The sequence below is a fragment of the Streptomyces griseomycini genome, assembly GCF_014203535.1.
GTDB lineage: Bacteria > Actinomycetota > Actinomycetes > Streptomycetales > Streptomycetaceae > Streptomyces > Streptomyces griseomycini.
Window position 1 is genome coordinate 453,462 of the sequence record NZ_JACHJI010000006.1, and the last position, 24,825, is coordinate 478,286.

Annotated in this window: 23 protein-coding genes, 1 pseudogene and 1 riboswitch; of the genes and pseudogenes, 8 read left to right on the forward strand and 16 right to left on the reverse strand. The window is 75.3% G+C overall.

From position 1 onward, the window contains the following. The 8 genes from FHS37_RS19735 to FHS37_RS19770 all read right to left on the reverse strand — a co-directional run bounded on the left by FHS37_RS19735 (position 1) and on the right by FHS37_RS19770 (position 9,270). Positions 1-2,997, reverse strand: a complete 2,997-nt coding sequence (locus FHS37_RS19735) for an AAA family ATPase (protein ID WP_184823030.1) — start codon at positions 2,995-2,997, stop codon at positions 1-3. Next, entirely contained in the window at positions 2,994-4,157 is a 1,164-nt protein-coding gene (locus FHS37_RS19740; RefSeq protein WP_184823032.1) for an exonuclease SbcCD subunit D, read from the reverse strand. Before FHS37_RS19740 ends, FHS37_RS19735 begins: the two co-directional genes overlap by 4 nt. 129 nt (positions 4,158-4,286) lie before the next feature. Further along, on the reverse strand, positions 4,287-4,913 hold the full coding sequence (locus tag FHS37_RS19745) for a YigZ family protein (protein WP_184823034.1): 627 nt from the start codon (positions 4,911-4,913) through the stop codon (positions 4,287-4,289). A gap of 41 nt (positions 4,914-4,954) precedes the next feature. Further along, positions 4,955-5,497: a SixA phosphatase family protein gene (locus FHS37_RS19750; RefSeq protein WP_184823036.1), complete on the reverse strand. Its 543-nt coding sequence runs from the start codon at positions 5,495-5,497 to the stop codon at positions 4,955-4,957. Continuing rightward, entirely contained in the window at positions 5,494-6,258 is a 765-nt protein-coding gene (locus tag FHS37_RS19755) for a hypothetical protein (RefSeq protein WP_184823039.1), read from the reverse strand. The genes FHS37_RS19750 and FHS37_RS19755 overlap by 4 nt, the downstream gene beginning before the upstream one ends. 173 nt (positions 6,259-6,431) lie before the next feature. Beyond that, positions 6,432-7,247 (reverse strand): ABC transporter ATP-binding protein, encoded by an 816-nt coding sequence (locus FHS37_RS19760; protein ID WP_184823041.1) that lies wholly within the window; start codon positions 7,245-7,247, stop codon positions 6,432-6,434. Continuing rightward, the gene (locus FHS37_RS19765) at positions 7,244-8,257 is read right to left on the reverse strand and encodes a FecCD family ABC transporter permease (protein ID WP_184823043.1); all 1,014 of its coding nucleotides are present in this window, start codon (positions 8,255-8,257) and stop codon (positions 7,244-7,246) included. Before FHS37_RS19765 ends, FHS37_RS19760 begins: the two co-directional genes overlap by 4 nt. After that, positions 8,254-9,270: an ABC transporter substrate-binding protein gene (locus FHS37_RS19770; protein ID WP_184823045.1), complete on the reverse strand. Its 1,017-nt coding sequence runs from the start codon at positions 9,268-9,270 to the stop codon at positions 8,254-8,256. Before FHS37_RS19770 ends, FHS37_RS19765 begins: the two co-directional genes overlap by 4 nt. 72 nt (positions 9,271-9,342) lie before the next feature. Next, positions 9,343-9,531, reverse strand: a riboswitch (cobalamin riboswitch). 81 nt (positions 9,532-9,612) lie between these two features. Here FHS37_RS19770 and FHS37_RS19775 point away from each other — a divergent pair. Both FHS37_RS19775 and FHS37_RS19780 read left to right on the forward strand, forming a co-directional pair. After that, entirely contained in the window at positions 9,613-10,020 is a 408-nt protein-coding gene (locus tag FHS37_RS19775) for a CoA-binding protein (RefSeq protein WP_184823047.1), read from the forward strand. An 81-nt stretch (positions 10,021-10,101) separates the two neighbouring features. Continuing rightward, positions 10,102-11,325: a 4-hydroxybenzoate 3-monooxygenase gene (locus tag FHS37_RS19780; protein ID WP_184823049.1), complete on the forward strand. Its 1,224-nt coding sequence runs from the start codon at positions 10,102-10,104 to the stop codon at positions 11,323-11,325. A 6-nt stretch (positions 11,326-11,331) separates the two neighbouring features. Here FHS37_RS19780 and FHS37_RS19785 read toward each other — a convergent pair whose 3' ends face one another. Further along, positions 11,332-11,691, reverse strand: coding sequence for an ArsR/SmtB family transcription factor (locus tag FHS37_RS19785; protein ID WP_184823051.1), 360 nt, complete (start codon positions 11,689-11,691; stop codon positions 11,332-11,334). Between the two features lie 61 nt (positions 11,692-11,752). On the opposite strand from FHS37_RS19785, the gene FHS37_RS19790 reads away from it, so the two are divergent. After that, complete coding sequence (locus tag FHS37_RS19790; RefSeq protein WP_184823053.1) at positions 11,753-12,808, forward strand: cation diffusion facilitator family transporter; 1,056 nt, start codon at positions 11,753-11,755, stop codon at positions 12,806-12,808. Between the two features lie 3 nt (positions 12,809-12,811). Here the strand turns inward: FHS37_RS19790 and FHS37_RS19795 are convergent, their stop codons facing one another. From FHS37_RS19795 to FHS37_RS19805, 3 genes are all read right to left on the reverse strand, one after another. After that, complete coding sequence (locus tag FHS37_RS19795) at positions 12,812-13,369, reverse strand: YbaK/EbsC family protein (protein ID WP_184823055.1); 558 nt, start codon at positions 13,367-13,369, stop codon at positions 12,812-12,814. Between the two features lie 43 nt (positions 13,370-13,412). Further along, positions 13,413-13,985, reverse strand: a complete 573-nt coding sequence (locus FHS37_RS19800; protein WP_184823057.1) for a helix-turn-helix domain-containing protein — start codon at positions 13,983-13,985, stop codon at positions 13,413-13,415. A 167-nt stretch (positions 13,986-14,152) separates the two neighbouring features. Beyond that, positions 14,153-14,950, reverse strand: coding sequence for an acyltransferase (locus tag FHS37_RS19805; protein ID WP_184823059.1), 798 nt, complete (start codon positions 14,948-14,950; stop codon positions 14,153-14,155). Between the two features lie 107 nt (positions 14,951-15,057). Here FHS37_RS19805 and FHS37_RS19810 point away from each other — a divergent pair, with 107 nt between their 5' ends. Further along, the gene (locus FHS37_RS19810) at positions 15,058-15,591 is read left to right on the forward strand and encodes a gamma carbonic anhydrase family protein (RefSeq protein ID WP_184823061.1); all 534 of its coding nucleotides are present in this window, start codon (positions 15,058-15,060) and stop codon (positions 15,589-15,591) included. Positions 15,592-15,628: 37 nt separating this feature from the next. Here FHS37_RS19810 and FHS37_RS19815 read toward each other — a convergent pair whose 3' ends face one another. After that, positions 15,629-18,007, reverse strand: a complete 2,379-nt coding sequence (locus tag FHS37_RS19815; protein WP_184823063.1) for a phosphoketolase family protein — start codon at positions 18,005-18,007, stop codon at positions 15,629-15,631. Positions 18,008-18,340: 333 nt separating this feature from the next. Here FHS37_RS19815 and FHS37_RS19820 point away from each other — a divergent pair, with 333 nt between their 5' ends. Further along, complete coding sequence (locus tag FHS37_RS19820; protein ID WP_221500051.1) at positions 18,341-18,775, forward strand: cyclic nucleotide-binding domain-containing protein; 435 nt, start codon at positions 18,341-18,343, stop codon at positions 18,773-18,775. 16 nt (positions 18,776-18,791) lie between these two features. Then, positions 18,792-19,459: pseudogene (locus FHS37_RS19825) on the forward strand (CBS domain-containing protein). A gap of 46 nt (positions 19,460-19,505) precedes the next feature. Here FHS37_RS19825 and FHS37_RS19830 read toward each other — a convergent pair. Further along, a complete protein-coding gene (locus FHS37_RS19830; protein ID WP_184823263.1) occupies positions 19,506-19,943 on the reverse strand; it encodes a DUF4442 domain-containing protein in 438 nt (145 codons plus the stop codon). A 153-nt stretch (positions 19,944-20,096) separates the two neighbouring features. Between FHS37_RS19830 and FHS37_RS19835 the strand changes: the two genes are divergently transcribed. Next, complete coding sequence (locus FHS37_RS19835; protein ID WP_184823067.1) at positions 20,097-21,107, forward strand: DUF8017 domain-containing protein; 1,011 nt, start codon at positions 20,097-20,099, stop codon at positions 21,105-21,107. A 60-nt stretch (positions 21,108-21,167) separates the two neighbouring features. Then, the gene (locus tag FHS37_RS19840) at positions 21,168-22,466 is read left to right on the forward strand and encodes an MFS transporter (RefSeq protein ID WP_184823069.1); all 1,299 of its coding nucleotides are present in this window, start codon (positions 21,168-21,170) and stop codon (positions 22,464-22,466) included. Here the strand turns inward: FHS37_RS19840 and FHS37_RS19845 are convergent. Both FHS37_RS19845 and tuf read right to left on the reverse strand, forming a co-directional pair. After that, a complete protein-coding gene (locus FHS37_RS19845; RefSeq protein ID WP_184823265.1) occupies positions 22,428-23,219 on the reverse strand; it encodes a spermidine synthase in 792 nt (263 codons plus the stop codon). The two genes, FHS37_RS19840 and FHS37_RS19845, sit on opposite strands and share 39 nt — an antisense overlap. 210 nt (positions 23,220-23,429) lie before the next feature. Next, positions 23,430-24,599: an elongation factor Tu gene (gene tuf / locus FHS37_RS19850; protein WP_184823071.1), complete on the reverse strand. Its 1,170-nt coding sequence runs from the start codon at positions 24,597-24,599 to the stop codon at positions 23,430-23,432. Positions 24,600-24,825 lie beyond the last annotated feature (226 nt).

Genomic DNA, 24,825 nt, shown 5'->3' on the forward strand with positions numbered 1-24,825 from the left:
TCAGCCGATCCCGCGCTGCCGCAGCACCGATCCCGACCGGCCCTTCACGACCTCCAGTTGGGCGTGGACGCGCCGCCGCAGGTCGGCGACGTGGCTGACGATGCCCACGCTGCGGTCGCGTTCGCGCAGGGAGTCCAGAACGTCCAGGACCTCGTCGAGGGTCTGGTCGTCGAGGCTGCCGAAGCCCTCGTCGATGAAGAGGGTATCCAGCCGGACCCCGCCCGCCTCGTCGGTGACGACGTCCGCGAGACCGAGCGCGAGGGCGAGCGAGGCGAAGAACGTCTCGCCGCCCGAGAGGGTCGCCGTGTCGCGTTCCCGGCCGGTCCAGGCGTCCACGACGTGCAGGCCGAGTCCGCTGCGGCCGCGCCCGGTGCGGTCGTCGGAGTGGACGAGGGTGTAGCGGCCGGAGGACATGCGGTGCAGGCGTACGGTCGCGGCGGCGGCGACCTGCTCCAGGCGTGCCGCCAGGACGTACGACTCCAGGCGCATCCTGCGTTCGTTGTCGGCCGAGGTCCCCGCGGTGAGGCCGGCCATGCGGGCCACGCGGTCGTACTCCTCGCGCAGCGGTCCCAGCCGGCGCACCGAGGCGGCGGCCCGTGCGGAGAGCCGGTCGAGCTCGGCGCAGCGGCGGTCGGCGGCGTCGCACGCGGAGGCCGCCTCGCGCACCCGGCGGGCCGCCTCCTCGGCCGCCCGCCGTGCGGAGGCGAGGTCGGCGGGCGCCTGCCGCGCGGCGGCCGCGGTCTCCGGCTCGGCGAGGACGGCGCGGACGGCGGCCTCCTCCTGCTGCCGGGCGTCCAGGCGCCGTTGCAGTTCGCGGTGGGCGGTGTCGTCGAGGAGGGCGTCGGCCGCGGCCTGCGGGGTGTCGAAGCCCGCGCGGAAGGCGGCGTCGGCGAGCCGGGCGTCGGCGTCCTTGAGCCGCTGGGCCGCGTCCTCGGCGGCACGGGCGGCGTCGGCGGCGTCCGTGAGCCGGGTGACGCTCCGCTCCAGCTGCTCGGCGCGCGCGGTCACGCTGGTCGCGGTCCCCCGTGCCCGGTCCAGCTCCTCCTCGAGGGCGGCCCTCTCGCGGTCCAGCCGGTCGCGGTGGCCCACCCGGGCGGCGGCCCGGACCGCCGCCTCCCGCTGGGCGGCGACCCGCAGCCCGTGCTCGTGCTCCGCCCGGCGCAACTCCTCCTGGGCGGCGTGCAGGACCGAGGCGGCGGCCCGGGCCTCGGCGTACCGGGCCTCCAACTCCTCCACCTCGTCGGCGAGTCGTCCGGTGGGGGTGTCCCCGGCCTCCGCGCCGGCGGCGGCCAGCGCCTCGCGCACGACGCCGAGGCGCCGCTCGTCCTCGGCGCGCTGTTCCTCGGCGCGCTGGTGGTCGGCCAGGGCGCGCTCCTCCGCCTCGCGGTCGACGTGTCCGTCGACCCTGCGGGCGGGGGCGGGGTGTTCGGTGGCACCGCAGACCGCGCAGGGCGCGCCGTCGGTGAGGCCCGCGGCCAGTTCGGCGGCGATGCCGCTCAGCCGCTGTTCCTTGAGGTCGAGCCAGTGCTCGCGGGCCTTCGCCGCGCGTTCGGCCGAGGCGAGCGCCTTGCGCCGGGCGTCCTCGGTGTCGGCGGCGAGCCGGTCCCGCTGCCGGGCCGCCGCGAGCCGCTGCCGCGCGGGGTCGCGCTGCACGGCGAGCTGTTCGGCCCGGGTCGTGGCCTGCTGCGCGGAGTCGATACGGGCCTGGAGGACGGCCCTGGTCCCCTCCCAGTGCGCGAGCCAGCTCTCCGCGTCGTGCAGCACCTCCTCGTCGGCGCGTTCCTGGCGCTCCAACCCGGCCCGTTCCTCGAGGAGTTCCGCCAGCCTCCGCTCGGCCCGGCGGGCCGACTCCAGCCCGCCCAGTTCCTCGGCGGCGCGGCGTGCGGCGGCCGCGAGCCCGGCCGCTCCCTCGCCCGCGAGGGACGCCGGGAGCAGGGCACGCGCGCGCGCCTCGGCGCCGGCCGCCCGGCGGTGCTCCGCGTCGGCGGCGTCCCGCAGCTCCAGGGCGGGGGCGACCGCCTCGGCCCTGCGGGCCCGCTCCATGCGCGCCTGCGCCTCGCGGTGGTCGCCGGCCCGCTCCTCCAGCCGCGCCGCCCGCTCCCGCGCCTCGGCGAACCGCCGTTGCAGACGGTCCCGTTCGCGTACGTCGTCCAGGGCCCGGTCGGCGGCGGCCTGGGCGGACTCGGCGGCGGCGAGGCGGCAGCGGGCGACGGCGAGCTGTTCGCGTGCGGTGCTGCGGGCCACGGCGGCCGCGCTCAGCACCGCATCGGCCAGCCCCGGTTCGCCCGGCGCCAGTTCGGGCAGCTCCATGACGTCCCCCGCCGCCTGCTGCATGCGGTGCGCGTCGGCCAGCAGGTCGGTGTCGCCGTCCCGTACCCGGGCCTCGGCGGCGCGCCGGCGTTCGGCGAGGCGCTTCTCCACGTCGGCGAAGCGGCGGGTGTCGAAGAGGCGGCCCAGCAGCTTGCCGCGCGCCTCGGCGTCGGCCCGCAGGAAGCGCGCGAAGTCGCCCTGGGGCAGCAGGACGACCTGGCAGAACTGCTCCCGGCTCATGCCGAGGAGCTGGGTGATCTCCTCGCCGATCTCCTGGTGCGAGCGGCTGAGGTCCTTCCAGGTGCCCGAGGCCGCGTCACGCTCGCGCAGCCAGCTCTGGGCCTTGTCCAGCGTGGTGCCCGTGCCGCGCTTCTTCGGGCGCTCCCAGGGCGGTTGCCGGGTGATCTCCAACCGGCGCCCGGCGACGGTGAGTTCGAGGGTGACCGAGGTGCGGGTCCCCGGTGCGGCGTGGTCGCTGCGCAGGGTCGCGCCCTGGCCGCCGTTCTGCCGGGCCCCGGGGACGGAGCCGTAGAGGGCGTAGCAGACGGCGTCCAGCACCGACGTCTTCCCGGCGCCGGTGGCGCCGTGCAGCAGGAAGAGCCCGGCGGCGGACAGCTCGTCGAAGTCGACGGTCTGGGAGTCCCCGAAGGGCCCGAAGGCGGTGATGTCCAGGCGGTGCAGCCTCACCGGGCCACCTCCCGCACCGTCTCGTCCGCGCGGACCGCGTCGAAGGCGTCCCGCAGGACGGCGCGCTCGTGCGCGTCGGGGCCGGCGCCGCGCACATGGGCCACGAAGTCCTCGGCGATCTGCTGGTCGCCGCGGCCGGCGAGGCGGCGGGCGTAGGAGACCCCGGGGTCGTCCGCCGGCCGGTCCGGGGCGAAGACCAGGCTGAGGGTGTGCGGGAAGCGCCCGGTCAGCCGGGCCATGGGGTCGGCCGGGCGGACCGGGTCGGTGAGCGTCGCCTCGACCCACGCCTCCTCGTGCCGCGCCAGGGCGGGATCGGCGAGCAGTTCCTCCAGGGTGCCGCGGATCCGGGCCAGGGGGCGCGGCACCGGGCAGTCGACGCGCTCCGCGGTGACGGCCCCGTCGGCGTCGAGGTCGACGAGCCACATGCTCTTGCGGTGGTCGGCCTCCGAGAAGGAGTACGGCAGCGGGGAGCCGGAGTAGCGCACCCGCTCGGTGAGGGTCTGGCAGCCGTGCAGATGCCCGAGGGCCACGTAGTCGACGCCGTCGAACACCCCGGCGGGCACGGCGGCCACTCCCCCGACGGTGATGTCCCGCTCACTGTCGCTGGGTCGGCCGCCGGTGACGAAGGCGTGCGCGAGGACGACGGAGCGGGTGCCCGGCGCACGGTCGGCGAGGTCGGCGCGGACCCGGTCCATGGCGGCGGCGAGCACCGTCTCGTGACCGGCCCTCTCCACGCCGAACTCGTCCTTCACCAGGGCGGGTTCGAGGTACGGCAGCCCGTAGAGGGCGACGTCTCCGTGGGCGTCGGACAGCACCACGGGCGTGCCGCACGCGGACGGTTCGGTGCGCAGGTGGATGCCCGCGCGCCCGATGAGTCCGGCGCCGACGCCGAGGCGGCGGGCGGAGTCGTGGTTCCCGGAGATCATCACGGTCGGCACGCCCAGGCCGGCGAGGCGGTGCAGGGCGTCGTCGAACAGCTCGACCGCGGCGAGCGGCGGCACCGCTCGGTCGTACACGTCTCCCGACACGAGCACCGCGTCCACGTCGCGCTCCCGCACGGTGGTGACGAGGTGGTCGACGAACGCGGCCTGGGCACCGAGCATGTTGACCCGGTGGAACGCCCGGCCGAGGTGCCAGTCGGAAGTGTGCAGCAGTCTCATGATTCCCGCAGGGTATCCGCCGGGGCTCACAGCACGGGCGGTCACTCCCGCATCCCGCTCCGTCGCGGTCCGGCCCGGTCGCTCCCGCCGCGCGCCCGGAGGCGGGCGGACGGGCACGGCCGGCGCGCGTCACGCGTCCCCGTACGCCTCTCCGCCGAGCTCGAACCCGGCCGTGCCCGCGGTCGCGTCGGCGAGCCAGGAGCGGAAGGAGTCCACGTCGGCGTCCGGGAGGCCGATCTCGATCGTGACCTCCTCGCCGTAGCGCACGTCCCGCACCTCGCGGCCGGTGGCGCGCAGGTCGTTCTCGACCTTGCCGGCCCGCTGGTGGTCGACGGTCACCGTGGCCAGCCGGAAGCGGCGCCGGGTGATGGTGCCGAGGGTGTCCAGGGCCTCGCCGACGGCGCCGCCGTACGCGCGGATGAGGCCGCCGGCGCCGAGCTTGACGCCGCCGTAGTAGCGGGTGACGACGGCGACGACGTACCGCATGTCGCGGCGGAGCAGCATCTGGAGCATGGGGACGCCGGCGGTGCCGCCGGGCTCGCCGTCGTCACTGGCCTTCTGGGTCGAGGCGTCGGCGCCGATGACGTACGCCCAGCAGTTGTGGGTGGCGTCGGCGTGCTCCTTGCGCACGGCGGCGACGAAGTCCTGTGCCTCCTGCTCGGTGGCCGCCGGTGCGAGGGCGCACAGGAAGCGGGAGCGGTTGATCTCGATCTCGTGCACACCCGCGCGCGCGACCGTGCGGTACTCGTCCTGCATCCGGCCAGCCTATGCGCCGCCGTGCGGGCCGGCCGCCCCGGTCACCGCTTCCCGCCCCGGGGCACGGCCACCCACGTCAGCAGCGCGGCGCCGGGGGCGAGGTCGCGCCAGTCGGCGCCGCGCCAGGACAGGACGGCGACGGCGGAGGTGGGGAACTTCCCGCGGACGCGGTCCAGGGTGTCGTCCAGGCCGTCGCCGGCCAGCGTCAGGACGAGGTCCTCCAGGCCGGGGTTGTGGCCGATCAGCAGCAGCGTCTCGACGTCGGCCGGCGCCTCGTGCACCACGGCCAGCAGCTCGGGGACGCCGGCCGCGTACAGACGCCGGTCGAAGCGCACGGGCGGCGGTGTGCCCCACTGGGCGGCGGCCAGCTCCCAGGTCCGGCGGGCCCGTACGGCGGTGGAGCACAGTGCGAGGCCCGGCAGGCAGTCGGCCTCGGCGAGCGCGCGTCCGGCGGCGGGGGCGTCCCTGCGGCCGCGCGGGGCGAGGGGGCGTTCGTGGTCGGCGACGCCCTCCGGCCGGGCGGACTTGGCGTGGCGCAGGACGACCAGGCGGCGCAGCGGTCCCGCCCCGGCACGCTCGATCATGCCGGGGTCCCCAGGTCGCGGGTGAGGTCGAGGCCGAGCAGCCGGTCCGCGTAGGCGTACGTCTCGAAGCGAGCGCCGTCCGCCAGGTCCGGGGCGGTCGCCACCGCGTGCAGGACGCGGAGCACGCCGGCCGCGTCCAGATCGTCCTCCCACGCGGCCCGCAGGTCCGCACGCACCCGGTCGGGGATGGGGCGTGAGGGCCGGCGCGCCCAGGCGGCGACCGCGCGGCGCCACCGGGCGAGGGTGTCGCCGGCGTCGCCCAGGTCGGCCGTGCCGACCCGCAGGGGGGTGCTTCTGGGAGGCGCGAGCAGGGCGAGGCGCAGCACGGCGGGGTCGGTGTCGCCGGGCGGGGCGGCGGTCTCCCAGTGGACGGGGGCCGCGGCGACGCGCACTCCGTCGGGTTCCGCTCCGTCCTCGCTCACCACGTGCAGGATCTGTGCCTCGCCCAGGCCGGTGTCCGCCTCCCGGCCGTCCTCGAAGGGCCGGACGCCGAGGGCCGCGCCCGCCGCGCGCAGTTGCGCCTGCTGCCGCTCGCCGGTGAGCAGCGCCCACACCGGCGTGCCGCCGAGCTCCAGGGCGCGCACGAGCAGGTCGGCGACGAGCAGCACACGCAGGTCCGTCGGGTCGGACCCGCACGTGTGGGCCTGGACGCGGGTCAGGCCCCGCCGGGCGGGGGCGGCGTCCACGAGTCGGCCGGTCCGGGCGTCGGTGATGCGCAGCACGAGGCGAGCGTAGGCGCGCGGGCGGTCGGACGCGGGCATCTCGCACGCTTTCGGGCCGCCGTGGCGGACCGGCGCCCGGCTTTCGGGCCGCCGTGGCGGATCCGGGTGCCCGGTGCCCCCCCGGAGGCCGGGCACGGTCCGCCGCCCCGGTCCGCCGGGCGGCCCCCGCGGCACCGCGAGCCGTCCCTCCGGTGTCCCTTCTTCTCCCGTCCTCAGTCCACCGTCCCCAGGAACCGCACATGCGGCCTCCCCTCCGCCCCCTCCCTGTCGACGGCGGCCCGCACCCCGTACACGTCCGCGATGAGCCGTTCCGTGAGGACCTCGCCGACGGGCCCGGCCGCCACGACGCGGCCCCCGCTCAGGACGACGACCCGGTCGCAGTGCATCGCCGCCAGGTTGAGGTCGTGCAGGGCGACGACGGTGGTCAGCGGGAGGCCGGCGACCAGGGTGAGCAGGGCGAGCTGGTGGCGGATGTCGAGGTGGTTCGTGGGTTCGTCGAGGAGGAGCTCGCGGGGCTCCTGGGCGAGTGCGCGGGCGATCTGCACCCGCTGGCGCTCGCCGCCGGACAGGGTGTGCCAGGGCTGGTCGGCGCGGTCGGTCAGACCGGTGCGGGCCAGGGCGTCGCGCACGGCCCGCTCGTCGTCGGCGGAGGCGGGCGCGAAGGCGCGTCGGTGCGGGACGCGGCCCAGCCGTACGACGTCCAGGACCGTCAACGCGACCTGGGTGTCCGCTTGCTGTTCGACCACGGCGAGCCGGCGGGCGACCGTGCGGCGGGGCAGGTCGGCCAGCGGGGTGCCGTCGAGGGTGACGATCCCGGCCGTCGGTGTGAGCAGCCCGGCGAGCAGCCGCAGCAGGGTGGACTTGCCCGAGCCGTTGGGGCCGAGGAGACCGACGGTCGAGCCGGGCCGGGGCGCGAGGCCGACGCCGTCGAGGATGAGGCGGCCGTCGGCGCACCGGGTGACCCGCTCGGCCCGCAGTCCCGCGGGGGCCGTGTCCCGGTCCGCCTCCGGGCGGAACGTGTCCGTCATCGCGCCCCCCTCGTGCGGTACAGCACCAGCACGAACGCCGGTACGCCGATCAGCGAGGTCACGACGCCCACGGGCACCTCCTGCGGGTCGAGGACGGTGCGGGCCAGGGTGTCCGCCCACACCATGAACACCGCGCCGGCCAGTCCGGCGGCCGGCAGCAGCCGGGTGTGGCCGGAGCCGGCCAGGGCGCGGGCGGCGTGCGGCAGGACGAGACCGACGAAGCCGATCGCCCCGGCCGAGCTCACCAGGGCCGCCGTGAGCAGGGCGGTGGCGCACAGCAGCACGAGGCGGGTGCGGGCCACGAAGACGCCGAGGGCGGCTGCCGCGTCGGGGCCGAAGGCGAAGGCGTCGAGGGTGCGGGCGTGGGCCAGGCACACCGCCAGCGTCACGGCCAGCACGGCCGCGCACAGCCACACGTCGGTCCAGCCGGCCCCGCCGAGCGAGCCGAGCAGCCAGAACAGCACGCCCCGGGTGGTCTCGGCGTCGGCGGTGGTCAGCACGATGAAGGAGGTGAGCGCGGAGAACAGCTGCATGGCGGCGACGCCCGCGAGCACGACCCGGTCGGTGGTGCCGCCGAGGATGTGGCTGAGCAGCAGCACCAGCGCGAAGGAGACCAGCGCGCCCACGAACGCGCCCGCGGACAGGGAGACAGCGCCGCCGCCGGCCCCCAGCACGACCACGGCGACCGCTCCGGTGGAAGCGCCCGAGGAGACGCCGAGGACGAACGGGTCGGCGAGCGGGTTGCGCAGCAGCGACTGCATCACCGCACCGCACACCGCGAGCCCGGCGCCGCAGACCGCCGCGAGGAGGGCGCGCGGCAGTCGCAGCTGCCACACGATGCCGTCCCGGACCGGCGTCAGGTCCGAGGTGCCGAGGCCGAGGCGGGCCGCCACGACGGACCACACGTCGCCGACGCGGATGTCGGCCGGGCCGACGGTGACGGCCGCCGCGAGGGAGAGGACCAGTGCGAGTGCCCCGGCCGCGCCGAGCGCGAGCCCGCGCGGACTCACTCGGCCGGCCCGAACGCGCGCAGCCCCGCGGCGACCCGTTCCACGCCCTCGACGGTGCGGACGGTCGGGTTCATGGCCTGCCCGCTCAGCAGCACGTACCGCTTGCGCCGGACCGCGTCCATGGTCCTGGTGACGGGATGGGATTCCAGGAACGCGATCTTCCGCTCGGCCGTCTCCGCGGTCTGGGACCTGCGCGTGAGGTCGCCGATGACGAGCACGTCGGGGTCGCGGTCGGCGACCGTCTCCCAGTTGATCTGCGGCCACTCCTCGTGCGTGTCGTCGAAGACGTTCTTCGCGCCGAGGGCGCGGGTGATGATCCCGGGGGCGCCGCAGCAGCCCGCCATGTAGGGCGACTCGGAGTTCGCGAACCAGTAGAGGAGCGTCACGCCGGAGGCGTCGACGTCCGACACCGCCCGCGCCATGCGCTTCTCGAGCGACGCCACCAGTTCCTCCCCGCGCTTCTCGACTCCGAACACGGCCGCCAGGTCGCGGACTTCGCGGTACACGGCGTCCATGCCGAGCGCCGTGGCACGGGTGCCGTCCCCGTCCCCGGTGTTGTCCTTGCCGACGCAGTCGGAGGGGGAGACGTAGGTGGGCACACCGAGTTGCTCGAACCGGTCCCGGGTGGCGACCCCGCCCTTCCCGAGGGTGGAGACGAAGGACGCCGCGACGAAGTCGGGACCGGCGTCCAGGACCCGTTCGAAGGACGGGCTGCCGTCGGCGATCCGGGGCACCTCGGCGTTCGCCTTCTCCAGTCCCTCCATCACGGGGTCGGTCCAGGTGGCCGTCCCGGCCATGCGGTCGGCGAGGCCGAGGGAGAGCATGATCTCCGTCGTGCCCTGGTCGAGGGAGACGGCGCGCTGCGGCGGCTCCTGCACACGGACGGTCCGGCCGCAGTTGTCGAGGGTGACGGCGGCCCGCGCACCGGGCGCGCCGGTGTCACCGCAGGCGGTCAGGGCCAGGGACGCGGCCGCGAGCAGGGCGGCGGCACGAGCAGGGCGTGCGAGGGGCACGGACACCAGTCCTCTGTCGTCGAGGGCTCGAACGCGGAGCCCGGTCGTACGGTGCTCCCCCGCCGCCTCGTCGGGCCGCGGGGGCCGCCAGCAGGTCTTCGGACTCGGGTTCGTCCGGATCGGGGCGCCTTCCCGGACGGTGTGTCGCCGTCCAGTGGCCGAGGCCCCGCCCGTCCCCCTCACCGCTGCGCGTCAGTTCCGGATTCGCACCGGATTCCCTGACCCACGTACATGGGTTCGACTGGCGTCGGCAAGCTATCACGGCGAGGGGCGGGAATCGTCCGGCGCCCTGGGGCGTTGTGCCGGGGAGCAGCTCTTTCACGACCCCCCGGGAGGCCGACTGTGCACGGCGACGACGCGACGGTCCGCAAGATCCTCACCGAGCTCGGCGACACCTGGGCCGTGGTGGGCCTGTCGTCGAACCGGCAGCGCGCGGCGTACGGCGTCGCCCAGGTGCTGCAGCGCTTCGGCAAGCGCGTGGTGCCGGTGCACCCGAAGGCCGAGACGGTGCACGGCGAACGGGGTTACGCCTCGCTCGCGGACATCCCCTTCGACGTGGACGTCGTGGACGTGTTCGTCAACAGCGACCTGGCCGGAGCCGTCGCGGACGAGGCGGTGGCCAAGGGCGCCGACGCGGTGTGGTTCCAGCTCGACGTCATCGACGAGGCGGCCTACGAGCGCACCCGCGCGGCGGGCCTGGAGATGGTCATGGACCGCTGTCCGGCGATCGAGATACCCCGGCTCCGCTAGGGTCTGCCGCCTGTCCGGAGGAGGGGCCCTGTACGGCCCGAGGTCCTGTGCGGCGCGGTGCCGCGCCGCCATAATGACCCGATGGACCAGGCCGCCTCCCCCTCCGACTCGCCTTCCGGGCAACGCTTTCCGGTCGTCGTCGTGGGCGCCGGACCCGCCGGGCTCACCGTCGGGAACATCCTGCGGGCGGCCGGCCTGGACTGCCTGGTCCTGGAGGCCGAGACCCGGGAGTTCGTCGAGCGGCGGCCCCGCGCCGGCGTGATCGAGGAACGGGCGGTGCGCGGTCTGGAACGGCGGGGCCTCGCGCGGAACCTGCTGGAGCGGGCGGAGCTGCACACCGCGTGCGAGTTCCGCTTCGACGGGGAGCGGTACCGGTTCCCCTACCAGGAGCTGACGGGGAGTCACCACTGGGTCTATCCGCAGCCGTTGCTGGTGACGGACCTGGTGCGCGAGTACGCGGACGTCCGCGGCGGCCGGATCCGGTTCGGCGTGCGCGACGTGCGGCTGCACGATCTGGACGGCGACCGGCCGTCGGTGTCGTACGTCTGCCCGGAGACCGGACGGCGGCAGGCCGTCGGGTGCGACTTCGTCGCGGGATGCGACGGCGCCCGCGGGGTGACCAGGACCTTCGTCGCGCCGGAGCGGGCCCGCGTCGCACGGCACGACTACGGCATCGGCTGGCTGGCCCTGCTCGCCGAGGCGCCGCCGTCCGCCGACTGCGTGCTGTTCGGCTGCCATCCGGACGGCTTCGCCGGGCAGATGCCCCGCAGCCCCGAGGTGACCCGCTACTACCTCCAGTGCCCGCCCGGCGACGACCCGGACGACTGGCCGCACGAGCGCGTCTGGGCACAGCTGCGGCGCCGGCTCGGGGCGGCCGGGGCGGCCCCGCCGACCGAGGGGCCGCTGATCGAGAAGCGCGTGCTGGACATGCACGACTACGTCACCGAGCCGATGGCGTTCGGGCGGCTCTTCCTGGCCGGGGACGCGGCCCACCTGGTCGCGCCGATCGCCGCCAAGGGCATGAACCTCGCCCTGCACGACGCCTTCCTGCTCGGGGACGCGCTGGCCGCCCGGCTCACGAAGGGCGACGGCGGCGAACTGGCCGGCTACTCGGCGGCCTGCCTGCGACGCGTGTGGGACTACCAGGAGTTCTCGCAGTGGCTGTCCGAGCTGTACCACGGCGCCGCGGCGAAGGACCCGTTCCGCGCCGGCACCACGCTCGCCCGGCTGCGCCGGCTGTTCACCTCCCCCAGCGCCGCCGCCGCCTTCGCGGAGCAGTACCTGGGCACGGCCGCGCGGTACTGAGCCCCGTCAGTCGTGCGGCGGCCGGCCGTCGAGCCGGTGGCCGGCCACGTTCAGCGCCTCGTCCACCAGGCGGCGCAGATGGCCGTCGCGCAGGGAGTAGACCACCCGGCGGCCCTCCTTGCGCGTGTCCACCAGCCCCGCGAGGCGCAGCCGCGCCAGATGCTGGCTGACCGCCGGCCGCGCCGCGCCGCACGCCTCGGTGAGCGTGGTGACGTCGGCCTCGCCGCCGGTCAGGGCGTGCAGCAGGGCCAGCCGGGTGCGGTCGCCGAGCAGCGCGAGGAGTTCCGCCGCGAGCGCGAACTGCTCCTCGCCCGGAGTGCGTGGGTGCGCATCCTGCGCAGGTGACAGGTGCATGCGTGCGCTCATACGCACATAATGGCTCCCTGGGTGCCACCACGTCCACCCCGCGCACCGGAAGGGGACCCGCATGAGCCGGCAGCACGCACACCACCACGAGCCCGGACCGGAGCACGGGCACGACCACCCGCACCCCCGCGCGTCCCTGCGCCACCGCCTCGCCCACCTCCTCACCCCCCACTCCCACGAGAGCGCCGGCAGAGTCGACTCCGCCCTGGAGTCCTCCGCCCGCGGCCTGCGCGCGCTGTGGGTCTCGCTGGCGGTGCTCGGCGTGACCGCGCTGGCGCAGGCGGCCGTGGTGGTCGCCTCGGGATCGGTGGCGCTGCTCGGCGACACGGTGCACAACGCGGCGGACGCGCTCACCGCCGTACCGCTGGGCATCGCCTTCGTCCTGGGGAGGCGCGCCGCCACCCGCCGCTTCACCTACGGCTACGGGCGGGCCGAGGACCTGGCCGGCGTCGCCGTCGTGCTGACCATCGCCGCCTCCGCGGCCTTCGCCGGCTGGACCGCGCTCGGCCGGCTCCTCGACCCGCGCCCCGTCGAGCACGTGCCGGCGGTCGCCGTCGCGGCGCTCGTCGGGTTCGCGGGCAACGAGTGGGTGGCCCGGTACCGCATCCGCGTCGGGCGTGCCATCGGCTCGGCCGCGCTGGTCGCCGACGGACTGCACGCCCGCACGGACGGGTTCACCTCGCTGGCCGTGCTGCTGGGCGCCGGCGGCGCGGCCCTCGGGTGGCGGTTCGCGGACCCGGTCGTGGGGCTGGCGATCACCGCGGCGATCGCGCTGGTCCTGCGGGACGCCGCGCGGGAGGTGTTCCGGCGGGTGATGGACGCCGTCGACCCGGCGCTGGTCGACCGGGCCGAGCGGGCGCTGGCGCGGGTTCCGGGGGTGCGCGGGGTGGGCGAGCTGCGGCTGCGCTGGATCGGTCACCGGCTGCGCGCGGAGGTGGCGGTCGTGGTGGACGGCGGGGCGACGGTGCGCGAGGCCCACCGCATCGCGGTCGACGCGGAACACGCCCTGCTGCACGCCGTACCGCGCCTCACCGCGGCCCTGGTCCACGCCGATCCGGAACCGGTGCCGGGCGAGACGGATCCGCACCTGGCCCTGGCCCACCACGCGGCGGGGTGACCGTCAGGCCACGCCCAGCCCCTCCAGTACGACCGCTCCCGGCAGCTCCGCGAACGCCTTGCCCGGCACCAGCAGTTTGCCCCGGCGCCGGCCGCTGCCCACGAGCACGTACGGCAGGTCGACGACGGCCGCGTCCACCAGCACCGGCCAGTCGCCGGGCAGCCCGATCGGGGTGATGCCGCCGTACTCCATGCCGGTCTCCCCCGTCGCCGTGTCCATCGGGGCGAAGGACGCCTTGCGGGCGCCGAGCCGGCGGCGCACGACCCCGTTGACGTCGACCCGGGTGGTGGACAGCACCACGCAGGCGGCCAGCGTGCTCTCGCCGCCGCGCCTGCCCGCGACCACCACGCAGTTCGCCGACCGCTCCAGCAGCTCCCGGCCGTAGTGCTCCACGAAGACGGCGGTGTCGGCCCAGCGCGGGTCGGTGTCGACGTAGAGGATCTGCTCGGCGGGGACGCTGCCGCTCCAGCCGCGGACGGCGCCGGCCACCGCGGGGATGAGCTCGTCGAGGCGGTCGGGGGCGGGGGTGGCGTGGTCGAAGTCTCCGATGGGTGCGCGCATGGCCGCACCGTAACAGCCGTTCCGCGGCCGCCCGAGGGGCGTCTCAGTGCACGGGCGGCACCGAGACGGTCATGATCATCTCCATCGGGACGTCGCCCCGATTTCCGTAGGTGTGCGCGGTGTTGGCCTCGAAGGAGGCGCTCGCGCCGGCCGGCACGCGGTGCTCCACCCCGTCGACGGTGAGCGTCAGCTCCCCGGACGTGACGTGGACGAGTTCGACCGTGCCGGCGGGGTGCGGGTCGGAGTCGCTGCTCTCGCCCGGCACGAGCCGCCAGTCCCACATCTCCAGCGGGCCGGGGGCCTCGGTGCCCGCGAGCAGCCGGTTGTAGCTGCCGGCCCCGGTGTGCCAGAGCCGTACGGCCTGGTCGGCGGGGACGATCCGGACCTTCGGGCCCCGCTCGTAGTCGAGCAGGGTGGTGATGCTGACCCCGAGCGCGTCACCGATCTTGACGACCGTGCCGATGCTCGGGTTGGTGCGGGCCTGTTCGATCTGGATGAGCATGCCGCGGCTGACGCCCGCCCGCGCCGCCAGCGCGTCCAGGGTGAAGCCGCGCTCGGTGCGCCAGCGCTTGACGTTGCGCGCCAGGGACCGGGTCAGCAGGTCGAGGTCCGACACGTTCCGTCCCTTCCGCTCGGTGGAGTGGGTCCCATGGTCCATTTCGTTCGGCTACGGCGTGGTGCACCCGATCGTTCACCGCACTGTACTGCGGGGCCCGCCGTGGCGGCGCTCCTCGCCCCGGCCGGCGGCAGCCGCCCGCGGCTCCCCCGGTGAGCTGCCGTGTCTCAGCTCCCCGGCTCCAGCTCGGCGAGCCGCGCCGCGCCGTCCCCGGCCGGCTCCGCGAGCCGGGCGGCGCTCTCCTCGTCCAGTTCCGACAGGGCCCGCAACTGCTCCGGGGTGACGCCCTCCGGGATCGGTACGGGTGCCGGGGTGCGCAGCGGCGGCTGCCAGCCGTCGGCGGGCGTCCAGCGGCGCACGACCCGGGCCGGGGCGCCCGCGACCACGGCGTGGTCGGGCACCGTGCCCCGGACCACCGCGCCCGCGGCCACCACCACGTTCCGTCCGATCCGCGCCCCCGGCAGGATCACCGCACCGGTGCCGATCCAGCACCCGGGGCCGATCCGCACCGGCTCCATCCGCGGCCACTGCTTGCCGATGGGCTCGTGCGGATCGTCGTAGGAGTGGTTGGTGGAGGTGACGTAGACGTACGGCCCGAAGTAGCAGTCGCTGCCGATGGTGACGGTCGTGTCGGCGATGACGTGGCTGCCGCGGCCCAGGACGACCCCGTCGCCGATGCGCAGGATCGGGTCGGGACCGAGGTCGAGGCCGGGCATCAGGCCGGCGGTGAGGGTGACCTGTTCGCCGACGATGCAGTGGGCGCCGACGTGGATCCAGGGTTCGCCGAAGATCGTGCCGAGCGGGAAGGCGAGCCTGGTACCCGTTCCCATGGAACCGAAGCGGAAGCGGCCGGGGTGCTCGGCGGTCACCGAACCCGTGCGCTGCACCCAGGACCAGCCCGCGTGGACCGCGCGCTGCGCGAGGCGGCGCGACCAGGACGAGAACGTGTTCTTGCTCTTCGGCACCCGCTCACCGTAGTCGGCGGGCGCGGCGCCGGCGGGCCGGTGCCCCTGTGATCTTCACCCCATGGTGGTGGCGTACGGTGCCTCCATCACCCGACGAGGAGGCGACGATGACGCACCAGGCGCTGATCACCGGCATCGGCGGCAAGGAGCCGCGCGTGGAGGAGGAGGCGTTCGTGGCGCCCACGGCCGCGGTGATCGGGGACGTGACGCTGCACGCGGGCGCGAGCGTCTGGTACGGGGCCGTGCTGCGCGGTGACGTCGAGCGGATCTCCGTCGGCGCGGACAGCAACGTCCAGGACAACTGCACGCTCCACGCCGACCCCGGCTTCCCGGTCAGCGTGGGCGAGCGCGTCTCCATCGGGCACAACGCCGTGGTGCACGGCGCGACCGTCGGGGACGACTGTCTGATCGGCATGGGGGCCACGGTGCTCAACGGCGCGGTGATCGGCGCGGGCTCCCTCGTCGCCGCGCAGGCGCTGGTGCCGCAGGGCATGGAGGTGCCGCCGGGGTCGCTCGTCGCGGGGGTGCCGGCGAAGGTGCGGCGGGAGCTGACCGAGGAGGAGCGCCGGGGGCTGACGCTCAACGGCACCATGTACGCGGAGCTGGCGAAGGCCCACCGCGACGCGCACGGCAGGCCGTGACGCCCGGTCGGCGCCGGGGTCGGACGGTGCCCGGCGCTCACGCGTTCCAGCTCCACCCGGCGACCTCCGGCAGGTCGGTGCCGTGCTCGCGGATCCAGGCGTGGTGCCGGGTGCGCGCGTCGGCCATCCGCTGACGCACGGCGGCGGCCCGCACCGCGAGGCCGGGGACGCGGTCGATGACGTCCATGACCAGCCGGTAGCGGTCGAGGTCGTTGCGGACGACCATGTCGAAGGGCGTGGTCGTGGTGCCGGACTCCTTGTACCCGCGCACGTGCAGGTTCGGGTGGCCGTTGCGGCGGTAGGCCAGGCGGTGGATCAGCCACGGATAGCCGTGGTAGGCGAAGATCACCGGCTTGTCGGCGGTGAACAGGCCGTCGTACTCGAAGTCGGTCATGCCGTGCGGGTGCTCCCCGCGGGGCAGCAGCCGGGCGATGTCGACGACGTTCACCACCCGGACCGCCAGCTCCGGCAGGTGGCGGCGCAGCAGCTGCGCGGCGGCCAGCACCTCCTGGGTCGGCACATCGCCGGCGCAGCCCAGCACCACGTCGGGTGCGCCGCCGTCCTCGGTGCCGGCCCATTCCCAGATGCCGGCGCCGCGCGCGCAGTGGACGCGCGCCTCGTCGATCGGCAGCCAGTCGAAGCAGGGCTGCTTGCCGGCCACGATCACGTTGACGTGGTCGCGGCTGCGCAGCGCGTGGTCGGCGACCGACAGCAGGGTGTTGGCGTCCGGTGGCAGGTAGACCCGTACGACCTCGGGGCTCTTGTTCAGCACGTGGTCGACGAAGCCGGGGTCCTGGTGGGAGAAGCCGTTGTGGTCCTGGCGCCACACGTGCGAGGTGAGCAGGTAGTTGAGCGAGGCGACGGGCGCGCGCCAGGGCAGCTCCCGCGAGGTCTTCAGCCACTTGATGTGCTGGTTGACCATGGAGTCGACGATGTGCACGAACGCCTCGTAGCAGGAGAACAGCCCGTGCCTGCCGGTGAGGAGGTAGCCCTCCAGCCAGCCCTGGCAGAGGTGTTCGGAGAGGATCTCCATCACCCGGCCGTGCCGGTCGAGGTGCTCGTCGACGTCGAGGACGCCGGCCTGCCAGGCCTTGCCGCTGGCGTCGAACACGGCCTGCAGCCGGTTGGAGGCGGTCTCGTCCGGGCCCACGAGCCGGAAGTCCCGCCGGTCCGCGGTGTCCTTCATGATCCGTTCGAGGAGGTCGCCGAGGACCCGGGTGGGCTCGTGCAGCGTGGCGCCGGGCTTGTCGACCGGGACGGCGAAGCCGTCGAGGGAGGGCATCGGCAGCTCGCGCACCAGCAGCCCGCCGTTGGCGTACGGGGTGGCGCCGAGGCGCCGGGCGCCCTCCGGGACGCAGGCGAGGACGTCCGCGGCGGGCCGGCCCGCGTCGTCGAACAGCTCCTCGGGCCGGTACGACTTCAGCCAGGCCTCCAGCTGCCGCAGGTGCTCCGGGTCGTCGCGGACGCCGGCGAGCGGCACCTGGTGGGCGCGCCAGGTGCCCTCGACGGGCTTCCCGTCCACCTCGGCGGGGCCGGTCCAGCCCTTCGGGGTGCGCAGCACGATCACCGGCGTGCGCGTCCGCTCGGTCGCGCCGTCCTCGCGGGCGGCGCGCTGCGCCTCGGCGATGCGGTCCAGCGCGGTGTCCATGGCCTGCGCCATCGCCCGGTGGACGGTGGCCGGGTCGTCGCCGCTCACGTGGATCGGCTCGTGGCCGTAGCCGCGCAGCAGGGCGTCGAGTTCGGCCTCGGGCAGGCGGGCCAGGACGGTCGGGTTGGCGATCTTGTAGCCGTTGAGGTGCAGGATCGGCAGGACGGCGCCGTCGTGGACCGGGTCGAGGAACTTGTTGGAGTGCCAGGACGCGGCCAGCGGCCCGGTCTCCGCCTCGCCGTCCCCGATCACGCAGGCGACCAGCAGGCCGGGGTGGTCGAGCGCGGCGCCGTAGGCGTGGGCGAGGGAGTAGCCGAGCTCGCCGCCCTCGTGGATGGAGCCGGGCACCTCGGGGGCCACGTGGCTGGGCACGCCGCCGGGGAACGAGAACTGCCGGAACAGCCGCTCCATGCCCGCCGCGTCCCGGCCGACGTCCGGGTACGTCTCGGTGTAGCTGCCCTCCAGCCAGGAGTTGGCCAGCACGGAGGGGCCGCCGTGGCCCGGCCCCCAGACGCACAGGGCGTCCAGTCCGCGGGCCGCGATCACCCGGTTGAGGTGGGTGTGCACCAGGTTCAGTCCGGGTGAGGTGCCCCAGTGCCCGAGCAGCCGGGGCTTGATGTGCTCGGGCCGGAGGGGTTCGGTCAGCAGCGGGTTCGCCAGCAGGTAGATCTGGCCCGCCGCAAGGTAGTTGGCGGCCCGCCAGTGGGCGTCCAGCGTGCGCACTTCCTCGTCGCTCAGTACGGTCCGGGTGTCCAGGTCCTCGGGCATGGATGACTCCGTGGGTGGTCGACGTGGGTGATCGTGCGGTGGCCGCGGGGCGGCGCACGTCGCGTTCCGCGTCGGGCGTCAGGACGGGGTACCAGTCTCGTGCGCCTCGACACCCCTCGCACAGCCGGACGGCGGCATGTGGCGCAATCGGCGCGCGGACGCACGGGGCGGCACGGGCCGCCGCGCGGCGGCGGCCGGGCAGGGCCGGACGTCCTCCCACCAGGGCCGTAAGGCCCATGGCCCGGGACGCGGTGCCGCAGGAGGCTGGAAGCGCAGCAACAGACCGTGACGTCGTCCGGGAGGCCCGCCGTGTTCGCTCCCCCGTCCCCCGGCATGCCGCGCGCCCTGCCCGCCGAGCACCGGGCGCGGCTCCTGCGGACCGCCCACGAGGTGTCCTTCCCGCAAGGGACCCGGCTGTTCGAGGAGGGCGGCCGCGCGGACCGGTTCTGGGTGATCCGCACCGGCTGCGTCGAGCTCGACATGCATGTGCCCGGCCGCCGTGCCGCCGTCATCGAACGCCTCGGGCACAACGAACTCGTGGGCTGGTCCTGGCTGTTCGCCCCGCACGTCTGGCACCTGGGCGCGGAGGCGGCCACGTTGGTGCGGGCCCACGAGTTCGACGCCGCGGCGGTGCGCGCGCTGTGCCGGGACGACCCCGGGTTCGGCCGGGACGTCACCCGGTGGGTCGGCGACGTGGTCGCCCACCGGCTGCACGCCGCCCGGGTCCGGCTGCTGGACCTGTACGGCCCGTACGGGGCCGGAGCCTGAGGAACGGGGAGGGACCGTGCACGGTGCGCCGCACGTCGTCGGTGACGTCATGACCCGGTCGGTGGTCTCCGTCGGACGGAGGACCGCGTTCAAGGAGGTCGTCCGGCTGCTGCGGGGCCGGAGGGTGAGCGCCGTGCCCGTGCGGAGGGAGGGGGCCGGGTCGTCGGCGTCGTGTCCGAGGCGGACCTGCTGCCCGAGCAGGAGTTCCGGGACAGCGACCCCGACCGGCGGACTCGGTCGCGCCGCCTCCAGGACCTGCGGAAGGCGGGGGCGTTGACCGCAAAGGAGCTGATGACCTCCCCGGCCGTCACGGTCCGGGCCGGCGTGACGCTCGCGGACGCCGCCGGCCTCATGGCCCGCCACCGGGTGAAGCGGCTGCCGGTGGTGGACGAACGGGGTGTGCTGGAGGGCGTGGTCAGCCGTGCCGACCTGCTCGAGGTGTTCCTGCGCGACGACGAGGAACTGGCCGAGCAGGTACGGCGGGAGGTGGTGGCGCGCCTGTTCCCCGGGCCGGGGTCGGCGGTGTGGGTGGAGGTGCGCGACGGTGTGGTCCGGCTGGTGGGCCGGGTCCGGGACACCTCGCTGGTGCCCGCGGCGGCCCGGCTGATCCGGGCCGTGGAGGGCGTCGTCGACGTGGAGTTCGCCCCGACGGAGGCGGTGTCCTCCGCCCCGGTCCGGCCGTAGCGGGGCGTCCGGCGCCGCCCCGCGGGATCCGCGGCGGGGAGGACGGTCAGCCGTTGGGGCGCAGGGTCCACACCACGGTCATCTCGCCGGTGACCGCCCCGTCCTCGCGGCGGATGGCGATCGACACCGGGAACTCGGGGCGGCGGCCCGCGTCCAGTTCGGCCACGACCTCCGCGGCCGGACGGCCGAGGGTCGCGGTGGCGGTGACGGGACCCATCGCCAGCTTCCTGTAGGAGATCTCGGCGCGGACGGCCAGCGGCACGGCGCGCGAGAGCTGGTCCCCGAACGCGGCGAGCACGATGGCGCCGCTCGCCGACTCGCCGAGCGTGAACATCGCACCGGCGTGCGGCCCGCCCACGTGGTTGTGGTACTCGCCCTGGTCCGGCAGGGCCACCACGGCCCGCTCCGGTGTGGTCTCCAGGAACTGGAGGTTGAGGGTCCGGGCCATGGGCACCGTGGCGGCGAGCATGTCGCCGACGGACATCTGGTCTGCGCTCATGCCCGTACGTTACCCATGAGTAGCATCCGCTGACCAGATCCGGGGACGCCCGCCGTTCCGCGTCGCGTCCGAGTTGCTACGCCCCCGTCAAAGGGCGGTGACCGAATCGTGTCCCGCGCACGGCTAGGGTTGCTGCCCATGTGGCCAGGACAGCAGCCGCCCGGGGGCGAGCAGAACCCGCAGTCGAACAACCCGTACCAGCAGCCGGGGTACCAGCAGCCGAATCCGTACCAGCAGCCCGGCTACCAGCAGCCGAACCCGTACGCACAGCAGCAGCAGTGGGGAGCGCCGTCCACGGCGGGCGCGCCCCAGCCGCCGCAGGGCGGGGGCGGCGGGAACCGGACGAAGCTGGTGGCGATCGTGGCGGCGACGGCCGTCGTCGTGGCCGCCGGCGTCACCGGGTTCCTGGTGCTCGGCGGCGACAAGGAGGACGAGGCCGACGGCGGCAAGAACACCAAGCCGTCCAAGAGCGCGTCGCCGAGCACGTCCGCCGAGCCGAGCGCGTCCGGCTCCGCGGACAACCCCCGGGGCGGCGAGGAACTGAAGGCGACGATTCCCGGCTGGCAGGTCGTCGTCAACACGCGCTTCGGCACCATGTTCGACGTCCCCGCCGACTGGGAGATCGAGACCCCCAACACCAGCGTGGGCTTCGAGTGGGAGGAGAAGAACGGCGAGATGGGCCGCACCACCGTCACCGCCCCGGCCTACCTGAAGTCCAAGTGGTGCACCAGCGACGACGACAAGGACGGCCGCGAGGAGGACACCGCCCTCGTCACCGCCGGGACCCGGGGTGAGAACGGCGCCAAGGACACGGACATGGCGGCCGAGACCCGGGTGCCGTGGTGGATCTACGGCGGGTACACGCAGCCCGACAAGAAGAGCGTGAAGTACGACAAGCCGGAGCCGTACACCACCACGTCGGGCATCAAGGGCAGCGTCGCCAGGGCGCGCTCGGAGAACACGCCGCAGGACGGCAAGTGCGACAGCGAGGGCAAGGCGGTCACCTTCGCGTTCAAGAACGCCGCCGGGGACTTCGTCACCTGGAACCTGTACGGCGCCAAGGGCGTCAAGGAGGAGATCCCCGACGCGACCGTGGAGAAGATCCTCAGCACGGTGCGCCTCACCGAGGAACCGCCGACGGAGTCGTGACGGGCCGGGGGCGGGGAAGCGGGTTTGGCAAGTCGACCCCGCCCCGGAGATAGTCACGGGGTGCCGACCACAGCCTCCCTCCGCCGCCCCGCCTGGGCGGGCCGCAACTACACCCTGCTGACCGCCGCCGCCGTGGTGACCAACCTCGGCAGCCACGGCGCGCTGATCGCCGCCGCCTTCGCCGTGCTGGGTGCGGGCGGCGACGGCGGCGACGTGGGACTGGTGGCCGCCGCCCGCACCCTGCCCCTGGTGCTGTTCCTGCTGATCGGCGGTGCCGTCGCGGACCGCCTCCCGCGCCACCGGGTGATGGTCGCGGCCAACGCGCTGAACTGCGTCTCGCAGGCCGTGTTCGCGGCGCTGGTCCTGACCGGCGAGGCGCGGTTGTGGCAGATGATGCTGCTCAGCGCGCTGGGCGGCACCGGTCAGGCGTTCTTCAACCCGGCCGCCGAGGGCATGCTGCTGTCCTCGGTCGACGGCGAGCAGGCCGGCCGGGCGTTCGCGGTGTTCCGGATGGCGATGCACGGGGCGACCCTGGGCGGGGCCGCGCTCGGCGGGGCCATGGTCGCCGCGATCGGGCCGGGCTGGGTGCTCGCGGCGGACGCGGCGGCCTTCGCCCTCGCCGCGGCCCTGCGGGCCCTGCTCGACGTGAAGCACATACCGCCGCGCGCCCCGGGCGGCGGCATGCTCGCCGACCTGAAGGAGGGCTGGCGGGAGTTCACCGGCCGGCCCTGGCTGTGGGGCATCGTCATCCAGTTCTCCGTCGCCAACGCGGTCGTCGGCGCCGCCGACGCGGTCTACGGGCCGCTGGTCGCCCGCGACCACCTGGGCGGCGCCGCGCCGTGGGGCCTGGCCCTGGCCTTCTTCGGCGCGGGCACGGTGGTGGGCGCGCTGCTGATGACCCGCTGGCAACCGCGCCGTCTGCTGTTCGTCGGCACCCTGTGCGTGTTCCCGCTGGCCCTGCCGTCCGCCGCGCTCGCCGTGCCGGTGCCGGTCGGTGTGCTGTGCGCGGTGATGTTCGTGACCGGCGTGACCCTCGAGGTGTTCGGCGTCTCCTGGATGACCGCGCTGCACCAGGAGATCCCGGAGGAGAAGCTGTCCCGGGTCTCGGCGTACGACTGGTTCGGCTCGGTCGCGCTCGTGCCGGCGGCGATGGCGCTGGCGGGCCCGGCCGAGACGGCGTTCGGGCGCCCGGAGGCGCTGTGGGGCTGTGCCGCGCTGGTCGTGGTGGTCACGGCGGCGGTGCTGTGCGTGCCGGACGTGCGGAACCTGCGCCGCCGCACCCGGCACGTCACCGGGACGGCGCCGGAGGCGGACCGCGGGTCAGCCGATGCCGAACGCCCCGTCGGGGGGCTCGGGTGACGGTACGGCGTCCTCGTCCCGTACCGGCCGCGCACCGCGGACGAAGTCCCGCAGGGCCGTGCCGTGTTCCACCCGGGCGGGGAAGGCGTCGGCCGCGGTGAGCCGGGCCAGGGCGGCGGTGTCGAGGGGGCGGTGCGCGGCGGCCAGCACCGCGTTGCCGAACCGCCGCCCGCGCAGCACGCCCGGTTCGGCGATGAGCACCAGCTCCTCGAACTCCGTGGCGAGCGTGGCGAGCTGCGAGCGCAGGAAGGCGAACGGGGCCGCGTCCGGGAGGTTGGCGAGGTACGCCCCGCCGTCCCGCAGGACCCGCGCCGCCTCACGGACGTAGGTGACGGAGGTGAGGTGCGCCGGGACCCGTGAGCCGCCGAAGACGTCGGCGACCAGGACGTCCGCCGAGTCCGCGGGCGCGGCCTCCAGCCAGGCGCGGGCGTCCGCCGCGTGCAGCGCGACGCGGGCGCCCTCGGGCAGCGGCAGGTGCTCGGCGACCAGCTCCAGCAGGGCCCGGTCGGCCTCGACGACGTCCTGCCGGGAGCCGGGCCGGGTGGCGGCCAGGTAGCGGGGCAGGGTGAGCGCGCCGCCGCCCAGGTGCAGCACGTCCAGCGGGCGTCCCGGCTCGGCGAGGGTGTCCAGGACGTGTCCGAGCCGCCGGGCGTACTCGAACTCCAGGTGGGTCGGCTCGTCCAGGTCGACGTACGACTGCGGCGCCCCGTCGACCGTCAGCAGCCAGGCTCGCTCCCGGTCGACGTCGGGCATCAGCTTGGCGGTGCCGTGATCGACGGCGCGGGTCACGGGAAGGGGCTCGGGCTCGTGCACGGGCCCATTCTGCCGGGACGCGCGCCGGCGGGTTCACGCCCGGGTGCGGGCGGCGCGCAGCTCCTCGGCGGCGGGCCGGCCCACCGCGGCGCGGTCCCGTGACGGCCGGGCCGGGACCCGCCCCCCGGACGGGTCCCGGCCCGGGCCGGTTCAGTCCACCGCTGTCACCGTGCCGGCCCCGACCGTCCGCCCGCCCTCACGGACGGCGAAGCCGAGCCCGGGCTCCAGCGGCACCTCTCGCCCCAGTTCCACGGTCATGGTGACCGTGTCCCCGGGCCGGGCGACGGCCGCCTCGCCGAGGTCGACGTCGCCGACCACGTCCGCGGTGCGGATGTAGAACTGCGGCCGGTAGCCGGTCGACACCGGGGTCGTGCGGCCGCCCTCGCGGGCCGACAGCACGTACACCTGCGCCGTGAAGCGCCGGCTCGGCACCACGCTGCCCGGCGCGGCCACCACGTGCCCGCGGCGCACCGCGTCGCGCGGCACCCCGCGCAGCAGCAGCGCCACGTTGTCCCCGGCCTGCGCCTCCGCCATGGGCTTGCCGAAGGTCTCGAGGCCGGTCACGACGGTCTCCACCCCGGCGCCGAGCACCTCGACCCGGTCGCCCACGCGGATCGTGCCGCGCTCCACCGCGCCGGTCACCACGGTGCCCCGGCCGGTGATGGTGAGCACGTTCTCCACCGGCAGCAGGAACGGCGCGTCCAGGTACCGCTCGGGCATGGGCACATAGGTGTCCACCGCGTCGAGCAGCGCGTCGATCGACGCGGTCCAGCGCGGGTCGCCCTCCAGGGCCTTCAGCCCGGAGACCCGGACGACGGGCGCGGAGTCACCGCCGTAGCCGTGCGCGGACAGCAGGTCGCGGACCTCCAGCTCGACCAGGTCGGTGAGCTCCTCGTCGCCCGCGTCGGCCTTGTTGAGGGCGACGACGATGTGGTCGACGCCCACCTGACGGGCGAGCAGGACGTGCTCGGCGGTCTGCGGCATGATCCCGTCGAGCGCGGAGACGACGAGGATCGCCCCGTCGAGCTGCGCGGCGCCGGTGACCATGTTCTTGACGTAGTCGGCGTGGCCGGGCATGTCGACGTGCGCGTAGTGCCGGGTGTCGGTCTCGTACTCGACGTGCGCGATGTTGATGGTGATGCCGCGCGCCGCCTCCTCGGGCGCCCGGTCGATGCGGTCGAACGGCACGAAACTGCCGCTGCCGCGCGCGGCGAGGACCTTGGTGATGGCGGCGGTCAGGGTGGTCTTGCCGTGGTCGACGTGGCCCATCGTGCCGATGTTCAGATGCGGTTTGGTGCGGACGTACGCCGTCTTGGACATGGCGGTACCTCGAAGCCTCTCGGTGAATGGCGCGTGATCGCCCCGCCGCGCGGCGGATGCCGCGGACGGCGGGACGGGGACCCCCGGGAAGGTGCCGACCCTCCCCCTGCGGGGTCCGCCGGACGATCCGGGGAGGGTCAGCTTCGGGCGCCGTCGACGGCGGCCGGGAACGTGGGAACGGCAGCCTTCGGGGCATCCGCGGGGGCGGATGCAGCGAGGTGGAAGG